This is a genomic window from Dyadobacter sp., assembly GCF_039919315.1.
Lineage (GTDB): Bacteria > Bacteroidota > Bacteroidia > Cytophagales > Spirosomataceae > Dyadobacter.
Genome location: NZ_JBDSFX010000035.1, coordinates 1 through 16,115, shown reverse-complemented (window position 1 = coordinate 16,115; position 16,115 = coordinate 1). Strand labels below are relative to the sequence as shown.

The 16,115-nt window shown below is 45.1% G+C and carries 16 protein-coding genes; 2 read left to right on the top strand and 14 right to left on the bottom strand.

All coding sequences use genetic code 11. The features are described 5' to 3' along the window. The first annotated feature begins 36 nt into the window (after window positions 1-36). Window positions 37-1,344 carry a UDP-N-acetylglucosamine 1-carboxyvinyltransferase gene (gene murA, locus ABIO93_RS09990; protein ID WP_348067092.1) on the top strand — a complete coding sequence of 436 codons (1,308 nt, stop codon included), beginning with the start codon at window positions 37-39 and terminating at the stop codon, window positions 1,342-1,344. Window positions 1,345-1,394: 50 nt separating this feature from the next. Here the strand turns inward: murA and ABIO93_RS09985 are convergent, their stop codons facing one another. Then, window positions 1,395-2,246, bottom strand: a complete 852-nt coding sequence (locus ABIO93_RS09985) for a DUF1080 domain-containing protein (protein WP_348067090.1) — start codon at window positions 2,244-2,246, stop codon at window positions 1,395-1,397. Window positions 2,247-2,422: 176 nt separating this feature from the next. Between ABIO93_RS09985 and ABIO93_RS09980 the strand changes: the two genes are divergently transcribed. Further along, complete coding sequence (locus ABIO93_RS09980) at window positions 2,423-3,745, top strand: deoxyribodipyrimidine photo-lyase (RefSeq protein ID WP_348067088.1); 1,323 nt, start codon at window positions 2,423-2,425, stop codon at window positions 3,743-3,745. 3 nt (window positions 3,746-3,748) lie between these two features. On the opposite strand, the gene ABIO93_RS09975 is transcribed toward ABIO93_RS09980, so the two are convergent. From ABIO93_RS09975 to hisH, 13 genes are all read right to left on the bottom strand, one after another. Then, window positions 3,749-5,029 carry a pitrilysin family protein gene (locus ABIO93_RS09975; protein WP_348067086.1) on the bottom strand — a complete coding sequence of 427 codons (1,281 nt, stop codon included), beginning with the start codon at window positions 5,027-5,029 and terminating at the stop codon, window positions 3,749-3,751. 79 nt (window positions 5,030-5,108) lie between these two features. Then, a complete protein-coding gene (gene porV, locus ABIO93_RS09970) occupies window positions 5,109-6,263 on the bottom strand; it encodes a type IX secretion system outer membrane channel protein PorV (RefSeq protein WP_348067083.1) in 1,155 nt (384 codons plus the stop codon). A gap of 104 nt (window positions 6,264-6,367) precedes the next feature. Then, on the bottom strand, window positions 6,368-9,757 hold the full coding sequence (gene porU, locus ABIO93_RS09965) for a type IX secretion system sortase PorU (protein WP_348067081.1): 3,390 nt from the start codon (window positions 9,755-9,757) through the stop codon (window positions 6,368-6,370). Further along, window positions 9,735-10,349, bottom strand: a complete 615-nt coding sequence (locus tag ABIO93_RS09960) for a hypothetical protein (RefSeq protein ID WP_348067079.1) — start codon at window positions 10,347-10,349, stop codon at window positions 9,735-9,737. Before ABIO93_RS09960 ends, porU begins: the two co-directional genes overlap by 23 nt. A 67-nt stretch (window positions 10,350-10,416) precedes the next feature. Continuing rightward, window positions 10,417-10,707, bottom strand: coding sequence for a hypothetical protein (locus ABIO93_RS09955; protein WP_348067077.1), 291 nt, complete (start codon window positions 10,705-10,707; stop codon window positions 10,417-10,419). Window positions 10,708-10,750: 43 nt separating this feature from the next. After that, a complete protein-coding gene (locus tag ABIO93_RS09950; RefSeq protein WP_348067075.1) occupies window positions 10,751-11,524 on the bottom strand; it encodes a geranylgeranylglyceryl/heptaprenylglyceryl phosphate synthase in 774 nt (257 codons plus the stop codon). Beyond that, window positions 11,521-11,928, bottom strand: coding sequence for a hypothetical protein (locus tag ABIO93_RS09945; RefSeq protein WP_348067073.1), 408 nt, complete (start codon window positions 11,926-11,928; stop codon window positions 11,521-11,523). Before ABIO93_RS09945 ends, ABIO93_RS09950 begins: the two co-directional genes overlap by 4 nt. A 101-nt stretch (window positions 11,929-12,029) precedes the next feature. Beyond that, window positions 12,030-12,368, bottom strand: a complete 339-nt coding sequence (locus ABIO93_RS09940; protein WP_348067071.1) for a phage holin family protein — start codon at window positions 12,366-12,368, stop codon at window positions 12,030-12,032. 62 nt (window positions 12,369-12,430) lie between these two features. Then, window positions 12,431-12,766, bottom strand: a complete 336-nt coding sequence (locus ABIO93_RS09935; protein ID WP_348067069.1) for a phage holin family protein — start codon at window positions 12,764-12,766, stop codon at window positions 12,431-12,433. Between the two features lie 12 nt (window positions 12,767-12,778). After that, window positions 12,779-13,408: a bifunctional phosphoribosyl-AMP cyclohydrolase/phosphoribosyl-ATP diphosphatase HisIE gene (gene hisIE, locus ABIO93_RS09930; protein WP_348067067.1), complete on the bottom strand. Its 630-nt coding sequence runs from the start codon at window positions 13,406-13,408 to the stop codon at window positions 12,779-12,781. Between the two features lie 105 nt (window positions 13,409-13,513). After that, window positions 13,514-14,287 (bottom strand): imidazole glycerol phosphate synthase subunit HisF, encoded by a 774-nt coding sequence (hisF, locus tag ABIO93_RS09925; RefSeq protein ID WP_348067065.1) that lies wholly within the window; start codon window positions 14,285-14,287, stop codon window positions 13,514-13,516. Window positions 14,288-14,290: 3 nt separating this feature from the next. Next, the gene (hisA, locus tag ABIO93_RS09920) at window positions 14,291-15,013 is read right to left on the bottom strand and encodes a 1-(5-phosphoribosyl)-5-[(5-phosphoribosylamino)methylideneamino]imidazole-4-carboxamide isomerase (RefSeq protein ID WP_348067063.1); all 723 of its coding nucleotides are present in this window, start codon (window positions 15,011-15,013) and stop codon (window positions 14,291-14,293) included. A 19-nt stretch (window positions 15,014-15,032) separates the two neighbouring features. Beyond that, window positions 15,033-15,620 carry an imidazole glycerol phosphate synthase subunit HisH gene (gene hisH / locus ABIO93_RS09915; RefSeq protein WP_348067061.1) on the bottom strand — a complete coding sequence of 196 codons (588 nt, stop codon included), beginning with the start codon at window positions 15,618-15,620 and terminating at the stop codon, window positions 15,033-15,035. Window positions 15,621-16,115 lie beyond the last annotated feature (495 nt).

Below are 16,115 nucleotides of genomic sequence, written 5' to 3'. Positions count from 1 at the left end.
TTAATTTTATCCAGTCAAACTGCCCCCAAATCTTATATGGCTTCATTTAAAATAACCGGAGATAAGCGTCTCAAGGGTGAGATTGTACCACAAGGCGCTAAAAACGAAGCACTGCAGATCATCTGTGCAGTACTTTTAACAAAGGAACCGGTCACTATTCATAACATTCCAAATATCCGCGACGTCAATCAGCTGATCAACCTGCTGGGTGACCTGGGTGTTCGCCGCACGCGTTTGAGCGAATCATCGATTCGTTTCGAAGCGAGTGAAATTAATCTCGATTACCTGGAATCTGAATCTTTTAAACAAAAAGCTGCTGCGCTTCGCGGGTCGGTGATGCTTTTAGGGCCTATGCTGGCTCGTTTCCGTAAAGGAAGAATTCCTCGTCCGGGTGGGGACAAAATTGGCAGAAGAAGATTGGATACCCATTTTTTGGGTTTTGAAAAACTAGGCGCTGAGTTCAGCTATGACGGAGAGGACGGTGGTTTTTATAAAGTAGACGCGGCCAATCTGAAAGGGGCGTATATGCTTTTGGATGAAGCTTCTGTAACCGGAACAGCCAATGTACTCATGGCGGCTGTGATGGCGGAAGGCATTACTACCATTTACAATGCGGCTTGCGAGCCTTATTTGCAGCAATTATGCAAGATGCTCAACCGCATGGGCGCAAAAATCTCAGGGATCGCCTCTAACCTGCTTACGGTAGAAGGTGTTAGCGAGCTGCATGGCACGGAGCATACCATGCTTCCTGATATGATCGAGATCGGCAGTTTTATCGGTCTCGCAGCGATGACCCAGTCCGAAATAACGATTAAAGATTGCCAGATTGCACAACTGGGTATCATTCCTGATGTTTTTCAGCGGTTGGGAATCAAAATGGAATTCCGCGGTGACGATATCTTTATTCCCGCACAGGAACATTACCGCATTGAAAACTACCTCGACGGCTCTACATTATCGGTAGCCGATGCACCCTGGCCAGGCTTCACGCCCGACTTGCTGAGTATCATTCTCGTAACAGCCACGCAAGCACAGGGAACCGTACTGGTACACCAGAAAATGTTTGAAAGCCGTCTGTTTTTTGTAGATAAATTAATTGAAATGGGCGCTCAGATCATTCTTTGCGATCCACACCGCGCCACTGTTATAGGACATAACCGCGAAACGCAGCTTCGTGGCATTCGTATGACTTCGCCTGATATCCGGGCCGGCGTTGCATTGCTGATCGCAGCCATGTCCGCGAAAGGAGTAAGTATCATTGACAACATCGAGCAAATCGATCGCGGTTACCAGAATATTGATACGCGTTTGAATGCGATCGGCGCTGAGATTGTGCGGTTGTAAATTAAAAAGAGACTTGGTAAGTCTACAAGACTTGCCAAGTCTTCTTTCAATTACTTCTTATACGCACACTTCGTATTATCCGCCTTCACATAGTAAGACTTAAAGTTCGTCGCTTTCGGATCCATGCATCCTTTGAGGTCCAGTATTTCCACTTTTCTAAACTCAACAGGGTGGCTTTCGCTTTGAAGAGATATTGATCCGTGATCCAGGAGCTTTCCTGCAATGATAATTGAAGGATCATTTCCGCTTACATTTCCTCCTCCAAGCTGCGGCTTGTTATATTCCAATACCATTTCCCCATTTGCAAAATGCTGGATCAGCGAGTCGCCCAGGACCAACACTTCTGCTTTTACCCATTGGTCACCATTATAAGTCTTTGATTTCGAAGTCACACAGTGCTGCGTGATCAGCTTGCCATCCATGACCACATTGGTACCGGGTGTACATAGGTTACAGGTAGTACGTACCTTGTCATTACCTCCCAAAAGCTGTACTTCAATCGACGCAGGGAAATCCTGGTCTTTACCCATGGTAGCCGCAGGTTGCCCGTGAACCATGATTCCGCTGTTACGCCAGGCCCAGCCTTCCCCCTTCGGCGCCTGCTCTCCTACAAATCGGTACTCCACTGAAATCCGATAGTACGAGTAATCGCCTTTATAAAAAATATGTCCGTACTTCTGCTTGAAGTCGTCGTACTTATCGTAGCGCACCACCATTTTACCATCTTCCACACGGAAAGTATTGTTATAGTTATCATTCAGGTCGTATCCCCTGATCTTAATGTCCCAGCCGTCCAGGTTTTTGCCATTGAAAAGCTGCTTCCATTCTTGCTTGTCCGAATTTTTTTGTCCGATTGCAACCAGGCATAGCAGGCTAAAAAGGACGGTTAATTGTAATTTCATGAAAAAGGTATGGTTAAAATGTAAACACTGGCCGGATTTTAGCTGTCACACCTATCCAAGTCTCTGCCGAAGTAAATATACTAGGAGAACAAAATCTAAAAAAAGCTTTACTTCGTACTTATTCAAATTTCTGCATTCATCACTAAAGTCTGCATCATTAAAGTCATTAGCATCCTATGAGCTTAAAAATCAAAAAGAAAATAGCAATATTCTGGTTTCGTCGTGATCTCAGGCTTCATGACAATGCGGGGCTTTACTACGCGCTGCGGTCAGGGTATCCGATTATTCCACTTTTTATTTTTGACAAAAACATTCTAGATGACCTTGATAATAAGAAAGATAGCCGGTTAACATTCATTTATCAGGCATTGGAAGCTATGCGGAAGGAACTTCAAGCGAATGGCTCGGATATCCTCGTGAAATATGGTTTTCCTTTGGAAGTTTGGAAGACATTAAGCGATGAATATGACATTGCGGAAGTATATACCAATACCGATTACGAGCCTTACGCAACGGAACGGGATCGCGAAGTTTTCAAGATTGTAAAAGAGAAAGGTACCGTTTTCAAAAGCTGCAAAGACCAGGTTATTTTTGAAAAACGGGAAATATTGACGGGTCAAAACTCACCATACACGGTTTTTACACCGTATAGCCGCTCCTGGAAAGACAAAGCCAATGACTTCTATTTATCATCTTATCCCAATAAAAAGTACTTCAAACACTTTCTGAAATGGAAAGGAACGAGCATCCCTTCATTGCCTGAGATGGGTTTTGAAAAAGTTGAAGATGGCTTTCCCTCTGATGAGGTAAGCACATCTTTACTCCAAAATTATCATGATCAGAGAGATTTCCCGGCACTTGAAGCTACCAGCCGCATTGGAATTCACCTGCGATTTGGAACTGTTAGTATCAGGGAACTGGCGAGAGAGGCAAAGAAGAATAGTAGTACATTTCTCAATGAACTGATCTGGCGGGATTTTTACCAGCAAATACTATCGAATTTCCCACACGTAGGAACAGGAAAAGCATTTCGGAGCGCCTATGACCACATTAAATGGCGGTACGATAAGGATGATTTCAAGAAATGGTGCGAAGGGAAAACGGGCTACCCGCTGGTGGACGCTGGTATGCGGCAGCTGAACGAGATCGGCTTTATGCACAACCGCGTACGCATGGTAACAGCTAGTTTTTTATCCAAACATTTGCTGATTGACTGGCGGTGGGGAGAGGCTTATTTTGCGGAAAAGCTTTTGGATTATGACCTGGCGGCCAACAATGGCGGTTGGCAATGGGCAGCTGGCTCCGGAACGGATGCCGCTCCCTATTTCAGGATCTTCAACCCAACCGCGCAAGCCGAGCGATTTGATCCCAAAGGTGAGTATATTAAAAAATGGGTTCCGGAAATTGGCACGAATGAGTACCCGGAGCCAATGGTAGATCACAAAATGGCTAGGGAACGCTGTTTAAAAGTCTATAAAGAGGCCCTGGACCAAAAGTAGGTACTACTTGCCTCCTGCGATGACCGTCAGCATATCATCGGGTTGCAGGTAGGTATTGGCCATCAGCCGTATATCTTCGCTGGTCGTTGCGTGGATCTGATCAATGTAATGATTGAAGAAATCCGAAGGCAATCCGTCAAGTAGCAATATTTTCTGACGATCCGCCACTTCAAATGCGGTGTTAAGCGACCCGGCAAATTCCCCCGCCATAAAGTTTTTAACAGTAGTAAGCTCGTCTTCTCCTACCAGTTCTGTCTGCAACTTGTTGATCTCCTTTTTGATCTCATCAATAGTCTGCTGGGTAAACTCCTTTTTCACATCCGTCCCGATCATAAAGTAACCCTCATTCCTCAATGTAACCAGGTGGGAAGAAATGCCATAAGTAAGCCCTTTTTCTTCACGGATGTTTTTCATCAATCGTGATCCGAAGTAGCCGCCGAGGATCTCATTGGTTACCAGCATTTTGAAATAATCCTGATGGTGACGGTTGAACAATATGCGTCCCATGCGAATGGAAGACTGCACACTTTCAGGCCTCTCTACTACCATTTCGGCTCCCTGGTAGGTTCCTGACGGTGCATAATGTGTCCAATTTGTGGTGCCCTGAACTGTGCTTTTCCCCAAAGTTTCGTTTACTACATCGATATCTGCATCACTAATCTGTCCGGCAAGCACGACGGTAAACTTCCCTCCTTTAATGTATTGGTTATAATGTGCGAGAATGGCCTCGGGAGACAATGTAGCCAGGTTAGTTTCATCCTGGCTCTGGCCGTAAGGATGATCTGCACCAAAAAGCTTAGCCCTGAATTCAGTCGTTGCCAGGTATGCATTTTTCTCTTTGCTGACCCTCAGGTTCTGAATGGTAATGTTTCTCAATTCTTCCAGTTCTTTTTCGGGGAAGGCAGCATCCTGTATCAATTGGCTTATCTGCGGCAAAACTTCCGGAAGGAAGCGTGAAAGGCAGTAAACGACGATTCCTATACGGTCGGAAGTATGGGTCATTTCCGTGAACGCGCCTATCATATCAAACGCTTCACTGATCTCCTGGGATGTTTGCCAGTTGGTGCCTTCCGGCAACATTTTGATCGCAAAATAGGATGCGCCTATATTACTTTCAAACCAGTTTCCTGCTTCAAAAATACATTCAAGCCTGATCACCGGCTGCTCACCAATGTTGATCACATGCAGCGGAATGCCGTTGTCAAGTGTGTAGGTTTTAGGCTCAGGCAAGTTTACAGAACGTATTATCTTGAAATCAGGGGCTATCGTGCGGTCCAATGACATGTTGAGAGATCAGTATAAAAAAACGAATGACGTTGCAATAACGCCATTCGTTTTGAAAAATTTAAATTTCTTATTTCAGTTAGTTTTCTGTGTCGTTCACGTCCAATTTTTCAGCTTTGTTCAAACTAAGCGAAAGTGTGATACGCAATGTTTGGGCCAGAGGGCTACCTTGGGTAACAGGGAATAAATAAGCAAAATCAACAGCATATTTATCCATAAAACGTGCTCCCGCACCAGCAGTAAAGAATTTTTGATCTCCTTTATTTTTATTCTCTGCCGAATATCCCCCACGCAAAGCGAAGATATTGTTGTACCAATACTCAGCACCAACCGCGATTCCGATCTCCTGTATTTCTTCGCTAAACCCGTCCGGCGCATCAGAGAATGATCCGAATACACCTTTCAGCAAAGGTCTCTCATTGTATTTGGTACCATCCGGTGTTGGAACCATTAGTTTTCTGGCATCTACTACAAAGTTAAAACGGTTGCGGCCATCACCTGTAAACGACAGTCCTGTTCCGATTTTCAGTGTAGTTGGGATAAAGTTCTCAGTACCTGAGTCCGAGCCGTAATTAATTTTACCACCCAGGTTAGAAAGCACCGCCCCCAATGACCAGGTCAGATCGCTGCCTGTATCGTCGTTCTTGAATTGCTTTTTATAGTAGGCACTGATGTCACCCGCCGCGACACGTGCCGCGCTCAAAGAAACACCATTGATAACCGCATTACCTGCGAGGTTTGAAGAAATATATTTCAGGGTCAGACCCATAGAGAAGTTCTTTCCGAGCTGACGTGAGTAAGTTCCGGCCAGGGCAAGTTCCCGCGAGTTAAAATAACCCATTTGAGTGCCTACTGCATCGCGCAGGTCAAGCTCGCCATTATTGAAATAGTTAACTGAAAAAGCAACAGCCTGCTTATCTCCCAGTTTTTTATAGGCTGTAAGGTATCCCATCCACATATCGTCAACGAGGTTTCTCAACCATGGAGTATAGGAAGCTGAAATACCAAAGTCTTTTGTATTATAAGGAAGCTTCGCTGCATTCCAGTAGGTAGAATTAGCATCCGGGCTTAATGCAACTCCTGCTTCCCCCATTGCTGCGCTTCTGGCATCAGGAGCAAATGTTAAAAAGGATAGTGGTGATGCCGGGATGCGAACGCTGTCCTGAGCTTGTGCCGAAAGTGTGCCTGATGTTAGAATAAATAGAGAAGATACTGCTACAAAAAAAAGTCTCATAGAAATTGGATTTGCGATAGGAAGTGCTTTGAATCAGCTTCTTTAAAGGGTCAAAAGTACAATGAAAGATAGTTATTACTAAAAAAATGATAAGTTTTATTATCCTAAGGAGATCGTATGAGCTTTCCGGATCGCTGGTCTACCGAATTATCTTTTAATGATCTGATCAACAACTGGTATACTAGTAAAGTGTTGACCGGAATCCAGTTTCCCAATTGCGAGGAATTCAGAGATTCCTTGATAATTGGTTCACTGTTATAATATTGCCAGCTGAAAGTACCCAAACGCTGTCCGTTTTTAAGAAAGATATTCAAAACTAGTTCCAAATCATCATTTACTCTATCGTGGCTGAGTTCAAATGACAGATTCTTATCGAACGGATTAGGAAATATATTCAGAGCGTTGAGTTTAATTCCACGATTCTTACCTACTAGAAAACCGAACGCAATTTCGGAAAAGTTAGTATATGTGTCCCACACTTTTAGACGAATAACATATTTACCGGTTGGCAGATTTTCGAACGGATAACGGATCACACCTGCTCGATAATCGTCAAGATTAGCCGTAAAGTAATCATTCAATGGGATCGTCATTGTATCATTCAATGTTAAAGTAATCGCATGCCCGATGCCTGATTTGGAAAGATTTATCCCGTTTTCATCGCTGACGTGCATGATCAATACGGGCGATGGATCAACTGTGTCACCATCTTTGAATGATTCATGATTAAGAAAAGCAGACACCTGCGGGGGTGTTTTATCATTACCCAGACTCGCGCTGCCGCCTACGACCACATCCAGCTGCGTTCCCGCATCCATAATACTGTCGGACGCAACCGCATAAACATTCACCCTGCCTACTCCTATCCTGTAATCAATATCCTTCGGCATCACAAACTCACACGTAAACAAGCCATTTACTACCCGTACGTTTCCATCAAACAATTTGCTGCGAAATTCTGAGTAAGTCCTCGGCTGATCTTCATTGCCGAGCGTTTGAAATTCCGTGGTCTTGTCGTAAACCGCAATCCGGGCAATGCCATTGAATGTAGCATCTTTCAGCCCGCTACCTGACTCATACACTTCCCCTTTCAGCATTACCTTCTGCAATGCACGTAATGTATCCGGTTTTTGCGCCCAGCGGACAGCCCTTTGTGCCAAGCCCAATTTCATGGAAGGGTCGCCTAGTAGCGTGAAGTTCCTGTTGAGGCTACCTACAAGTGATTTGTTTTTAGTTTCTTTAAAATAATCCCCCATTCTCCCATCCCGGCCTATTTTGGTCAGAGACTCATAAAATGCTTTGCTTAATGTAAAATTGGTACTCGCGTAAACCGGACGGGTCGTGCTTATTGCCCCGATGGCCGATCCACGAGGGCTTAGTACCATGAGTTCTGCGCCAGAAACGATCCCCGGATCATCATATCTTCCGAAATCGCAGGTTGCGGTAAATAGTAGAGGCAAATTATTCATTCCACGGGATGCTTGCATGTCCGCCAGGGTGAGTATTTGCTCTTCCGCCCAACCTGTCGTTCCGCCGTGGCCGGTGTAGTTAAGGATCAATGTACCTTTATTAATGCTTTCCCGGATAGCTCCATTGAGTGCAGGTGCTTTTTGTCCTAATGTTGTAGTGGTTTGCGGGAATTCATCCATAAATAATCTCGACGACAGAAAATAAGGCTGTATCATCTTCGCAAGCTGGTCGGCATGCTGCTGATGCACATTACCATCTCCATCGTCTGCCACAAACCTGACCTGGTTTTTCCAGCTACCCGCAGATTGTCCGGATGCGTAAAGGATCAGTTTGTCAACCACTATTTTTGCCTCCGCAGCCGATTTTACCGGCAGACGGCCGATTCCAATTTCCACCGTATGATCTCCCGCCGCCGACTCTGTCCAGGCTCCTTCACCGGGTTCCATAAAACCATAGTAATCCTCCGAAGAATAGGTTGATACCGGATTCAGCGATTCTTTGCTTTCGTAAACCGGCACCCAGTTTGCGCGTTGTTGCAATGATTGGTTTTGTAAGATATTTTTATAATCGTAAGTCGCATCTCCAAATAGCAGCAGGTATTTCAGTTTACCCGGAGTTTTTCGGTAAAGCTGCCTGGCAAAATCACGGATAGCCGTCATGTCGGGCCTGCCGGAAGCGTACTCATTGTAAATCTGGTCTGTAGTGACTACCAAAGTTTCGAGTCCATCGTTCTCACTTCTGAATGCAGCTAGCCGTTTTGCTTCCGCCTCCCAGCCCGGCGCGGTTACGATCAGCAGATCGGGCGTTTCGGATATCGCAATATTCTGGTTATTGATGTGTTGCCAGGAAGACGGTACATAACCCTGTTCCGGTTTAAAACTAATGTATTTGCCGACTCCCCCACCACCGTTGGCAATGAAATCAAAAATGCTGGCTGCATTGCGGCTTGTTACTACTGATGGAGTCAAAGGATTTGTAATATTCCAGAGAAAGACCCCGTCCATAGCATTACCAAACTGATAATGAACAGTATCCGTATTTTGTGGTAAAAAATGATAAATCTGCTGTTGATCATAAAGCCTTAAATGTCTTTTCGCCTGCAAACCGACATAATTAAGATAAGATTGCGCCGAATTCTGCCCATTCCTATCATAAGTTACCCCAACCGTAAAAAGCGCTGGCGGTGTTATTGATGCAGTGGCAGCGTAACTTGCTTCTGAACGCAAAGCTTTAACGTCGTAGGTAGCATTGGTGACGGTTCCAATGCTACCCTCGCCAATGGGTTGCCCATTGAGCTGCCAGCGAAATTTTGTTGGTACCTGCGCCGCGCCGATGGCCGAGGCACGGACATTGATCCTCGACGACGGCACCACATCCGGCATATTGGCATCCACATTGAAAACCGCTAACCCTGACAAATATTCACCCCACCATTCCCTTCCTGATTTGAGAAGGTTAGTCGCTTCCTTTTCATGGTACCAATAATCGTCATATTGGCTTATTATCGGCACATTTTTTCCTGCGACTGCGGGTAATTCCTTCACGCGCAGCCCATTTCCCTGCCCGAATGTGAGAAAGTAGTAGCTCGTATCGGTGTAGCAATTGGTAATATGTTGTAATTCTTTTTTGACAGAATCATATTGAATGACATGCGGGCCTTGTGCGTAAAAACAAATGGCATCGCTTTGGTCAAATTTGCCGTCTTCGCCTCCCTGTACCCATATCGCGTTCTCTATCAATGCATTGGTATAACCTGCATTGTTAGCCTGCGGCAAGATACCTCCGCCATTTCCATAGATCCTGATCTGGCCAGGGGCCACGCTTGCTGCGTCCATGCCCATTTTTTGTAAAAAAGCCGCATCGATCCTGTGAATACCGGTTTGGGTAATGGCAATCTTATACCAGTTCCCCGTGGACAGAACCGACTGCTGGGCTTGTAAAGAAAGGCAAAGTAGGAATCCCAGACAGCTAAAAACTGAACGGATCAATGATTTCCGAAGATCAACATGCTTCAACCAATGCATGAGCGGGAATGGTGTAAAGACGCTTAGAAGCCTTATCCGTACAAAGAACGCGGGTCCTTCTCAAAATACCCCTGGTAAACTGCCTGTTTTGAAAAACAAAGCTGGAACCTTCATTGAGCTGAACCAATGCTACCCTGCCGGAGTTCAGTGCCTGCTCGTCGTACTTTCTGATGGCATTAAAAAGTAATGTGTCACCGCCCGTGGACGCGGTCGGGTTTTTAGAATAACGAAGCAAAGCAGCCAGGATGTCTTCGGGGAAAATATTTTCATTCATGACCGGTTGCAAAAGCCGCTCAAATTCCCGCTTCCATTCGATACCATGCGGAGCTACTCGTTTCCTGAGACGACCTTTGTACAGATAATGTACGGCACAATGCGCCACTTCATGAATGTACGTGATCAGGAAATTGTATGGATTAAGGTTAACATTAACGGTTATCCGCGGAGTAGTACCTGGTTTTACCGTAAAGTCGCCCAGCCGGGTGCGGCGCGGGCGTGAAAGGAAGAAATCGAATTGATATTGATTGTATAATTCTTCGCAGTAAGATCTTGCATCCGGAGGGACATGCAAGGCAAAGGATTTATTTTTCATCCTTAAATAAAAAAAGAAAAGCCCTATTTTCATAGAGCTTTTCAAGATTTTCGACTTGTACGTCTGATTACTTAACTGAATCAGCAGCAGCTGAATCAACGATAGCAGCAGTATCAACAGCTGTAGTATCAACCATAGGAGTTTCAACAGTTACAGCAGTAGTATCAGCTGATTCGTCAGCAGGTTTGCTAGTACAAGCAGCGAAAGCTACCATCCCGGCAACAAACGCAAATGCAAAGAATTTTTTCATTTCTTGGGTGTAATTAAGGTTCGATGCAAAGGTAACATGATAAGTTTGAATATTCCCAACTTTGGAGATTGTATTTTTCCAAGAACTTAAAATTTCCTTAGAAAACACCCAAATCCCTTTATTTTATCCAATAATTTCTACCATTGTTCTATTAAACACTTTCCCATTTCCTGTTGAATGCTTTCACACAGGCTGCAACTTCGGGAAGCAGATCAGGATTTTGTTCTATTCCGTTACCTACCACAATCACGTCGGCTCCGGCTGTGAGTGCTGCCTCCGCTTTTTCGTAAGAATCGATCCCGCCGCCTACAATGATCGGGGTATCGACGCTGCCACGAACTGCTGCAATGATTTCAGGGCTTACCGGAAACTGTGCTCCGCTGCCTGCGTCCAGAAATATATTTTTAAGACCTAGATATTCTCCGGCCAGTGCGGTGCATGCGGCGATGCCCGGCTTGTCGCGGGGCAGGGGAATGGTGTTGCTAATGTAGGATACTGTGGTAAGCCTGCCACTTTCAATGAGCATATATCCCGTGGGCAGCACTTCTATTCCGCTTCTTTTGAGCAAAGGTGCAGCTATTACATGCTGCCCGATCAGCAATTCCGCGTTACGGCCTGAGATCAGGGAAAGCAAAAGTATCGCATCTGCGGAAGGATCAATATGTAGGCTGCTGCCGGGAAAAAGAATGGCAGGAATGCTGGTATGTTCATGAATCGCTGCAACGAGCTGATCAATGGCGTAGTTGGTAATCAGGCTTCCTCCAACGAAAAAGAAGTCTACGCCTTGCCCGGCCGCATATTCGAGGAATTTCGGAAAAGTAGAAAAATTGACTTTATCAGGATCTAAGAGAACAGCAAACGATTTCCTTTTTTCTTGTTTTCTGGTCGAAAGGAGGTCTGCGATTTTATGATTCGCTGTTTTCATTCGGTTTTTCGTTCATCTGCAATTAAATGTTTTAGCTTCTGGCGTGCCCATCCCACAGCCAATGTCCAGGCTAAACTTTGAACGGCTTGTCCAACCGCAAATTGGGTTTTCTTTTTCGGAATTTTGCTTTTTTGGGCAGGTATTATTGGCTCCTCAGATTTCTCTTTGTCCTTTTTGCTCTTTGGTAAAACGGCATTCATGACCAAAAAAGTGGTAGCAAGTACCCCTCCTATCACCAGAGCCTGCTTTCCATACTCGGTAGCGTCCTTTTTGAGATCGCTCCATTGTAGTTCCAGCTTGTCTTTATAAAGGTCCGCATCTTGCAGCAATTCCTTTTTTTCCTGATCCGTGTCCGATGAAAACGGCTTTGTAATCTTGACGGACGATTCTGGTGAAGAACTCATTTCAGTACCTGTTTTAAATAGTGGCGTAAGAAATACCCAAAAGGAACCCAAAAATAGCAATTTGGCGCAAAATTATCTGCAATAATACACCATCAGGCACATTAATCTTCCTTTACCTTGACAAACCGCACGATCATATTGCGGATAAAAGTAACGATTCCCTCGCGCCAGACGATCGTAATGACTAGTTTGAGAATGAAGACGCCGAGGAGTATCAGAAAGCCCAAATAATCGCTGTGAAGCCATTTATTCAGGAATGTACCCAATAAAATAACGATCAGTATCAGTACAGTCAGCCCTAGACAAAGCAGGATCGCGGCGTAAATTGCCATGACGACCGCACGTTCAATTTTATCTCTTGTTTCAATTTTAAATAAATCGATACGTGTCTCGAAATATTTAAAAAGCGTGTCCTTGATTTCCTCTAATTGACTTAGCATAAGCGGTAGCAATCAAATCATGTGTATGCATGTACGGCCCAACCCAGGGCTTTTCTAGTACACTAATCCAAAAACATACCAAGAATGGCAGAAACCACAGAAACCACCAGACCAAAGAGTAACGCAGGAATGAACCCGTTCACCGAAAATCCGTCGATCAGTGAGGACGCGAGGTAGATAATGAAAACATTAACGACAAAATAGAAGAGCCCCAGGGTGAGGATCGTGATGGGCAGCGCTAAAATCTGAAGAACTGGCTTCAAAAAAGTATTGAGTAATCCCAATACGATGGCGACAATGATGGCTGTGCTTGTGCTGGCAACCACAACCCCCGGAACAAGATGAGCGGCAACCAGCACTGCCAAAGTACTGATTACAAGGCGTAGGAGTAACTTCATACAGTATCCGTTTTATTGGTGACGGCTACGAAGTACGCTAATTACCTCATCTAAGTCAATGTTTTTTTGCTCTAACAAGACCAAAAGGTGAAACAAAAGATCAGAAACTTCGCTCTTAAAAAGATCGTTGTCGTCATCCTTCGCTTCGATCACCACCTCCACCGCTTCTTCCCCTACCTTCTGCGCGATCTTGTTGATCCCTCTCTTGAAAAGACTGCTCGTATAGGACTCATCAGAAGGGTTTAATTTTCTTTCACGGATCACTTCCTTCTGAAGGTAATTGAGAAAGGACGCTTCCCCGATTCGTGTATCCTGACTATTTTTTTCCCCAAAGCATGTATCTGCTCCGGTGTGACAGGTTGGGCCCGCCGGAGTGGCTTTGATCAGGATGGTATCACCGTCACAATCGGCGGTTATTCCATTCACAAAAAGAAAGTTACCGGATGTTTCACCCTTCGTCCACAAACGTTGTTTGCTGCGACTGAAAAATGTTACCGTGCCTTCCGTTTTGGTCTTTAGCAATGCTTCTGCATTCATATAACCCAACATTAGGACTTTACCGGTATTTACATCCTGAATGATGGCAGGCACCAGCCCGTCGGCCGATTTATCAAAATCAATGGTGGAAAAGGTATCGCTCATTTTTAATAATTCATTTAGGCAAAGTTGCATTCTTTCCGGCTAATTCGTTTCATCACGCCGGCATTCTGTTTCAGATTATGCTTTACAAAGTCCCGATTCACTTCCTTAACGCGTCATTCTGATCGGCAGATTTTGATCGTGCAGGTACTTTTTTAGATCAGGAATGTCAATTTCCCTGAAATGGAAAATGCTTGCTGCAAGCCCTGCATCGGCTTTTCCGGTGGTAAACACATCATAAAAATGTTCCATACTCCCCGCACCGCCCGAGGCTATCACCGGAATATTAGCATTACCCGAAACAGTGGCGGTCAGGTCCAATGCAAATCCTGCTTTTGTACCGTCAGTGTCCATGGATGTCAGCAAAATCTCGCCTGCTCCGCGCTCCTCTACCTCTTTGGCCCATGCTATGGTCCGCAATTCCGTAGGCTTCCTACCCCCGTGTGTATGTACAATGTGCTCCTGCCCATGATCCGTGGCAATGTAACGGGTGTCTATCGCGACCACGATACACTGGCTGCCGAATTCCAGTGACAGCTCATTGATCAGATCCGGATTTTTGACAGCTGCCGAATTGATTGAAACCTTGTCAGCCCCAGCATGCAACAATGCAGAAACGTCCGCGATGGACGAAATCCCGCCACCGACTGTGAATGGAATGTTGATCGTATGCGCCACCCGACGTACCAGATCGATAAAAGTTGAGCGGCCGTCGATGGTAGCGGTAATGTCCAGGTACACCAGCTCATCGGCGCCGTGGGCAGCATAGAGAGCGCCCAGCTCCACGGCATCCCCCGCATCACGGAGATTTACGAAATTGACACCTTTTACCGTCCGGCCATCCTTGACGTCCAGACAGGGAATTATCCTTTTTGTGAGCATATCCTAAACTGTAAAACGCTGTAAATCGGCCAGGCTGATCCTGTTTTCATAAATTGCCTTGCCAATGATCACACCATAAATATTCATTTCCGCCAGTTTCTCCACATCTGCCAATCCGCTGATCCCTCCGCTGGCAATAATTTGCAGATCAGGGCATTTGTCCTGCATATTTTTATATAGGTCAAAAGAAGGTCCTTGCAACAGGCCGTCTTTGGCGACATCAGTACTAATGGTGTATTTGACTCCTTTTTCGACCCATTTCTCGACAAAATCATAAACCCAAATCTCGGTCCCTTCTTCCCAGCCACTCACTGCCACTTTTTCTTTTTTTGCATCGGCTCCCAGAATAATCTTGTCGCCTCCGTACACAGCCAGCCAGTTTTCGAAAACCTCAGGTTGCTTCACGGCTATACTACCACCAGTTACCTGCTTGGCACCACTTTCAAAAACCACTTTCAGATCATCATCCGACTGGACCCCACCGCCAAAGTCTATATGTAGTTTTGTTTTGGAAGCAATTCTTTCCAATACTTTCCAGTTGATCACTTTTTTCGCCTTCGCTCCGTCCAGGTCCACCAAATGCAGCCGCTTGATGCCCGCGTCCTCGAATTCCATCGCCACATCCACCGGATTTTCATTATAAATGGTTTTCTGGCTATAATCTCCCTGGGTCAGGCGCACGCATTTTCCTTCGATCAGGTCAATGGCAGGTATAATTTCAATCATTGTCAATCAGTCTGTTAACTCAAATTTTCAAAAAGTTCTCCAAAATCTTCTGCCCCGCGTCACCACTTATTTCACAGTGAAACTGCGCTGCGTAAAAATTGTCTTTATGGAGCATTGCACTGAATGGGAGCACGTAGTCACAACTCGCCACGGTATAGTCGCAAACCGGTGCGGCGTAGCTGTGTACAAAGTAAACGTAGGCATTGTCGGGAATGTCGTTAGTCAATGCTGTTTTGTATCCTGAAATGTTATTCCAGCCCATGTGAGGCACTTTTATGCCTGGGGCAGCGGAAAAACGTTTCACATCCACATCAAAGATCCCCATGCATTCCGTATTATTTTCTTCGGAAAAGCGGCACATTAGCTGCATACCGATACAGGTTCCGAAAAACGGCTGTTTCAATGAAGGTATCACCTTGTCCAGCCCTACCTTCCTGAGGTAATTCATCGTAGTACTGGCCTCTCCTACTCCCGGAAAAATGACTTTGTCGGCAGATCTGATCTCCTCCACGTCGTCCGTGTACAGGTAACTGGCCCCGATACGATCCAGCGCGTACATCACCGACTGCACATTTCCTGCGTTATACTTGATTATGACGGTTTTCATCCAATTGTGAGATTTTGAAACCAGAATAAAAAAAGCCCGATTTAGAAAAATCGGGCTTCTGGGATACTATGTATTCAACCTTATTACAACACTACTTGCAAAAACACATCACCCAAGACGTCCGAAAGCCAGATGGCTATGATGAAAACGATGATATGTTTCAGCTCTTAACATGCCACAAATGTAAGTATAATTTACAAAAGTCAGAAAGCTGAATTGTAAAAAATACATTAAAATTTGCTTAGAAAATTTATTTGTACATTGCGATTACAAAATGGCGTTATACCACCATGCGGATATTTGTTTCACACCTACTTTTTTTGCTGATTACCTTGACCACAGTTCAATCGGAGGCACAATCCGAAGACCTCGCCCGCCGGCTTTTTAATGCGCATCAAACCTTTCGGGAAGTTTCTTTAACCCAGCGCCGATTCAAACAAAAAGACATTCTCCCCCTTATTTCCAAACGGCAGGGTAACTCACAGTATCAGATTG

Bases quoted from the DNA above. Each gene is read 5' to 3' on its own strand.
- murA (WP_348067092.1), top strand. From the start codon at position 37: ATGGCTTCATTTAAAATAACCGGAGATAAGCGTCTCAAGGGTGAGATT.
- ABIO93_RS09985 (WP_348067090.1), bottom strand. From the start codon at position 2,246: ATGAAATTACAATTAACCGTCCTTTTTAGCCTGCTATGCCTGGTTGCA.
- ABIO93_RS09980 (WP_348067088.1), top strand. From the start codon at position 2,423: ATGAGCTTAAAAATCAAAAAGAAAATAGCAATATTCTGGTTTCGTCGT.
- ABIO93_RS09975 (WP_348067086.1), bottom strand. From the start codon at position 5,029: ATGTCATTGGACCGCACGATAGCCCCTGATTTCAAGATAATACGTTCT.
- porV (WP_348067083.1), bottom strand. From the start codon at position 6,263: ATGAGACTTTTTTTTGTAGCAGTATCTTCTCTATTTATTCTAACATCA.
- porU (WP_348067081.1), bottom strand. From the start codon at position 9,757: ATGCATTGGTTGAAGCATGTTGATCTTCGGAAATCATTGATCCGTTCA.
- ABIO93_RS09960 (WP_348067079.1), bottom strand. From the start codon at position 10,349: ATGAAAAATAAATCCTTTGCCTTGCATGTCCCTCCGGATGCAAGATCT.
- ABIO93_RS09950 (WP_348067075.1), bottom strand. From the start codon at position 11,524: ATGAAAACAGCGAATCATAAAATCGCAGACCTCCTTTCGACCAGAAAA.
- ABIO93_RS09945 (WP_348067073.1), bottom strand. From the start codon at position 11,928: ATGAGTTCTTCACCAGAATCGTCCGTCAAGATTACAAAGCCGTTTTCA.
- ABIO93_RS09940 (WP_348067071.1), bottom strand. From the start codon at position 12,368: ATGCTAAGTCAATTAGAGGAAATCAAGGACACGCTTTTTAAATATTTC.
- ABIO93_RS09935 (WP_348067069.1), bottom strand. From the start codon at position 12,766: ATGAAGTTACTCCTACGCCTTGTAATCAGTACTTTGGCAGTGCTGGTT.
- hisIE (WP_348067067.1), bottom strand. From the start codon at position 13,408: ATGAGCGATACCTTTTCCACCATTGATTTTGATAAATCGGCCGACGGG.
- hisF (WP_348067065.1), bottom strand. From the start codon at position 14,287: ATGCTCACAAAAAGGATAATTCCCTGTCTGGACGTCAAGGATGGCCGG.
- hisA (WP_348067063.1), bottom strand. From the start codon at position 15,013: ATGATTGAAATTATACCTGCCATTGACCTGATCGAAGGAAAATGCGTG.
- hisH (WP_348067061.1), bottom strand. From the start codon at position 15,620: ATGAAAACCGTCATAATCAAGTATAACGCAGGAAATGTGCAGTCGGTG.